This is a genomic window from Nostoc sp. UHCC 0251, from assembly GCF_034932245.1.
GTDB lineage: Bacteria > Cyanobacteriota > Cyanobacteriia > Cyanobacteriales > Nostocaceae > Nostoc.
Genome location: NZ_JAYGHD010000482.1, coordinates 1 through 4381 on the forward strand (window position 1 = coordinate 1; position 4381 = coordinate 4381).

Below are 4381 nucleotides of genomic sequence, written 5' to 3' on the forward strand. Positions count from 1 at the left end.
AATGGGGCATTGGGCATTGGGCATTGGGCATTGGGCATTGGGCATTGGGCATTGGTAAAATCTATCTCTACTCCCTATTGCCTATTGCCTATTGCCTATTGCCTAATAATTATCTCCCCAAAACCTCAACACGTACTGGTGCTATGCCACTGCCCATCATTCCCAAAACCCGAGCCGCGCCAGTAGACACGTCAATGATTCGACCCTGAATGAATGGACCTCGGTCATTAATTCGCAGCACTACAGAACGACCATTGCGGGTGTTGGTTACACGGACTTTTGTACCAAAGGGTAAGGTACGATGAGCGGCAGTCATTGCTTCAGGGTTGAATCTCTGTCCGTTAGCAGTGAGATTACCAGCAAAGTCATAGCCATAAAAAGAAGCTATACCTCTCAATGTGGATCGCACTGCTCCAACGGCAATCTGTTGAGGCTGCTTTGGCATTGCTATTGGCGAACGCACTGGCATATTAGCAATTTCTTTTAAGGGAGATGCATTACCTAATAGCCTCCGCAGGCGATTGGTTGCTTGCAATGCATCTTGCGCCAGATTGTTGGTGGTATCTGCTAGTCGCGTACCTTCGTTAATTTCGACCAATTCTTGTCCATCAATTTTGATGACATAGCGATCGCCATTTTGTTGGGCTGGGACGCTTTTATTTTGCGCTTGATTGTCAGTCGATTTTTCCCCTGCTTTCCAACTTACGGTAATCTTACTCCCGTCCACATTTTCCCGATTCAACTGGTTGATCTTAGCTGCTATTACACCAGCTATCTGAGTCGGGTCATTGTCACCGGAGCTAATCTGGTTACTCACATCTGTTACGTTCCCAGCATTCGCTGTATTTGGTGAATTGCTAGCAATAAGGGCGTACGATTGCACACCCCCAGTATTTCCAATTTCACCAACCTTTTTAGTTTCAAGATTCGTATTTGATACAGAACTCAAAAAGGTCAGAACAGGTATATTTCGGATAAAAAGGGTTGCCGCCTTACGTCCTTTAATATTGTGAGGATGAATTTCTGTAATCACAGCATCCAAGGTTTGTTTCCCTGCTCTGGATTGGTACTCTCCCACCTTAACCACATCAGGGGCAGGTGATTTCTGAGAAGCTAGTGCATTTCCCTTGGTGGTTTGAGTGCAACCAACTGAGGGTATGCCCAAAGCAGCCATAGACAGGGCAACAATAATCCACAAATGTCTTTGATTCATGCGTCCGTTTTTTAAAGCGACTGTAGAACTTAAAGTTTTATAACTGGCGGGATTTTTCACTAGTGAAAGTGACTTCCCTTCTGAAAAACTCGAACTCGTTCCGTTTTCACTTTTGTTGTTTATAACTGCAACAGACTAACACGAACCTTTTGGCTTGGGGATCAGGGTTTTAGCGTAATTATCGGCAGCTTTCTCAAATTCCAATTCCAATTTTATGGGCGAAACCTTTCTCAAATGGGGACTTTGGCTATGTAACGTTTTTTTCGGAAAGTCAAAAATTTCTTAAAATAACTTTACGCTTATTTCACGCCAATGTGACGATATCCTATCCACATCTGCTCTAAAGTCTTGCAACTACCCATGTATTCTAGATCACATTTATCTAGACTATTTTCTTTAAGAGGATAATATAATTTTAATTAAATGGCATCGGCATAAATACTCAAAATCGCTTATTTAACAAAATATTTAGATTTACCTATAAATAAGTCATCATAGGACTTACATCTGAAATAATTACACAGATTAGTTTGAGTTTAATATTTTTTTCAAAGTTTTTTCTACTTAGACTAATCATGACTTTTATTCTCCATAACTAGACTGAAATTAGTAATATATGTAACGTGATATATCAGTATTACTGAGTATCAAAAAAAGGAATATACTCAACTTAATATTTTTCAGGATTAATGATATAAAAATTAGCAAATCTTCGCGATCACTTGAATAATACAAATTATATGTATTAAAAATTACAGGCTTAAATTTTTAACCTCAGTAATTGCTCAAGTATGATTTTTTAGAGCAAGCTATTTGTTCAAAAATCTTTGCGGCTGTAGGGGTGTACATTTGCACATTGCTTTCAACTGAACGCGAAATATGCGGTTATAAACCGCATATATACAAACATAATCCACGGAGGTGGGTTTCAAAACTTTGATTTTTCGTTAGTTAGCGGAGGTGGACTTTGCCTATGTGGCCGCAAATTCCATTCGCCAAGGCTTAAGTTGACACGTATGACAGCTGCACCCCTACTATATATCTACATATATATATAGTGAGTATTTTGGGGAATGCTATCAGCCTGATGACAAACCAAGCACATCAAGGAGATTTAGAAATAAATCCATCGCCATTAGAAACTTTTCTCAATGAGTTGCATTCTCAGTACAAATCAGTACGGGAGGGTATAGTAGCGAAATATATTCCAGAACTGGCAAAGGCGAACCCAGACTTGTTCAGCATTTGCATTGTGACAGTAGATGGTCAGGTTTACAAAGTTGGCGACTACGAGCAACTCTTTACCATTCAGTCGATTTCCAAGGTGTTTGCTTATGGACTTGCCTTAGAAGATCATGGATTGGATTACATTTTGACTAGAGTTGGCGTAGAACCGACGGGGGATGCATTCAACGCGATTGTTTTGGATGAGCAATCGAAGCGACCTTATAACCCAATGGTAAACGCCGGAGCGATCGCAACCACCAGCTTAATCAAAGGTTCCGGCCCAACCGAACGCCTCAACCGAATGCTAGATATGTTCAAGCGATATATTGGCCGCGACGTATTCGTTGACATTTCAGTTTTTACCTCAGAACGGAGTACAGGACATCGCAACCGCGCAATGGCGCATCTGATGCTCAACTTTGGCATGATTGACCGGAACATTGAAGAGGCGCTGGATCTTTATTTCCAGCAGTGTGCTGTGATCGTGAATTGCCAAGACTTAGCAGTGATGGCAGCTACCCTTGCTAACAGAGGTATTAACCCCATCACCAAAGAATCGGCAGTAGATAAGCGTTACATCAAAGATATTCTTAGTGTTATGTACACCTGTGGTATGTACAACTTTGCAGGTGAGTGGGCTTATAAAATTGGAATTCCGGCGAAAAGCGGTGTTACTGGCGGGATTATCGCCGTTGTACCCAATAAAATGGGCATTGGAGTTTTTTCGCCGCTGCTGGATGCGCGTGGTAATAGTGTGCGGGGGGTAAAGGTGTGTGAAGAACTTTCCCAACGCTTAGGTTTACATCTATTTGATTGTTCAGATCAAGAGGCGAAATTTGGTTGAAGGAAGAGGTTCTATCTTTGTTGGGGATTAATCTTGAATTTTTTTAGCGCTATTTGAACTCATTTATTACTGTTTGTAGATATTTTATAGAGGCAGCTTCGGCTTGAGAGTTGATAATGAACTCTGGCATTGTTAATGTAGAGCGAAGTTGGCAGTAAAAACGAATGGTGTGTTGAAGCGATCGCGCAATTTCCTCTTGTTCATGTTTAGCGGCAATAGTTTGACGAAAATCATTTAAATAAGACGGAATTTCTGTTTCCAGATTTCTCACACCGCGCAAGCTACGCGCAGCGTCTGTCTGCGACACGCTGCGCGTTTGCGTAGCATCCCGCAGGGAACGTAGAGAAGTGCTGGCTACGCCTACGCGGCAGTCGGAAGGATTAGTTTAAACGCTAATCCCATCCATCTTTAGCTAGTTAGCCAGGTTTTCAATAGCATATAAAATGTTTTTGAAACATGAGATTTTTATATTAAACCGTGTCTACCTTGAAAACCGTAGTTTTTTTGAATTAAGGTAAACCTCAAAACTCAAGCCAAAATCGAATAATATACTCTCCTTAAAAACTCCAGATTTCAAAATGGACGAGGTTTAGTGAGTTCTTCACGAACTGTTACAGATAGGCAAGATGGCTTCTATTTTATAGCTCTTTTAAGGCGATAATCGAGATTAACGTTATGCATGAAGTTTCAAAGCAGACTATAGAGACAGCACAAAAACATGCTCAAAAATCACTTGAGCATAGCAAAGAGGTACAAGAGTTGGGTAATAGTTTAGAAACAGATAACCAAATTGAGCAGGAACAAAAAGAACGTATCGAAGCCTATGGAGAAACAATGCATGAGCACGCGCAGAAATTTCAAAATTTGGCACACAGGCTAACAGCAGATCCTTCAATAGATGTATTTTCAGAAACCGTAAAGGAGCATATAAAGGTAAATCAAGCCCATATCAAAGCAATTGAGGAATTTGAGAAAATACAGCCGCCAGCTTAAAGGAGATATTAATTGGATATTAAATATATTTGCTTTTAGCTGGATATACAGGAATCATATTTGATTTCTGAAAATATTTCAGTAGGGTGTGTTATGCCGTAGGC

At 40.6% G+C, this 4381-nt stretch carries 4 protein-coding genes; 2 read left to right on the plus strand and 2 right to left on the minus strand.

From position 1 onward, the window contains the following. Nucleotides 1–109: 109 nt before the first annotated feature. Entirely contained in the window at nt 110–1213 is a 1104-nt protein-coding gene (locus VB740_RS35945; RefSeq protein WP_323204577.1) for a septal ring lytic transglycosylase RlpA family protein, read from the minus strand. Nucleotides 1214–2300: 1087 nt separating this feature from the next. Here VB740_RS35945 and glsA point away from each other — a divergent pair. Further along, the gene (gene glsA / locus VB740_RS35950; protein ID WP_323204578.1) at nt 2301–3284 is read left to right on the plus strand and encodes a glutaminase A; all 984 of its coding nucleotides are present in this window, start codon (nt 2301–2303) and stop codon (nt 3282–3284) included. A 49-nt stretch (nt 3285–3333) separates the two neighbouring features. On the opposite strand, the gene VB740_RS35955 is transcribed toward glsA, so the two are convergent. Next, complete coding sequence (locus VB740_RS35955) at nt 3334–3591, minus strand: hypothetical protein (RefSeq protein ID WP_323204579.1); 258 nt, start codon at nt 3589–3591, stop codon at nt 3334–3336. A gap of 368 nt (nt 3592–3959) precedes the next feature. Between VB740_RS35955 and VB740_RS35960 the strand changes: the two genes are divergently transcribed. Then, a complete protein-coding gene (locus VB740_RS35960) occupies nt 3960–4277 on the plus strand; it encodes a hypothetical protein (RefSeq protein WP_323204580.1) in 318 nt (105 codons plus the stop codon). Nucleotides 4278–4381 lie beyond the last annotated feature (104 nt).

Bases quoted from the DNA above. Each gene is read 5' to 3' on its own strand.
- VB740_RS35945 (WP_323204577.1), bottom strand. From the start codon at position 1,213: ATGAATCAAAGACATTTGTGGATTATTGTTGCCCTGTCTATGGCTGCT.
- glsA (WP_323204578.1), top strand. From the start codon at position 2,301: ATGACAAACCAAGCACATCAAGGAGATTTAGAAATAAATCCATCGCCA.
- VB740_RS35960 (WP_323204580.1), top strand. From the start codon at position 3,960: ATGCATGAAGTTTCAAAGCAGACTATAGAGACAGCACAAAAACATGCT.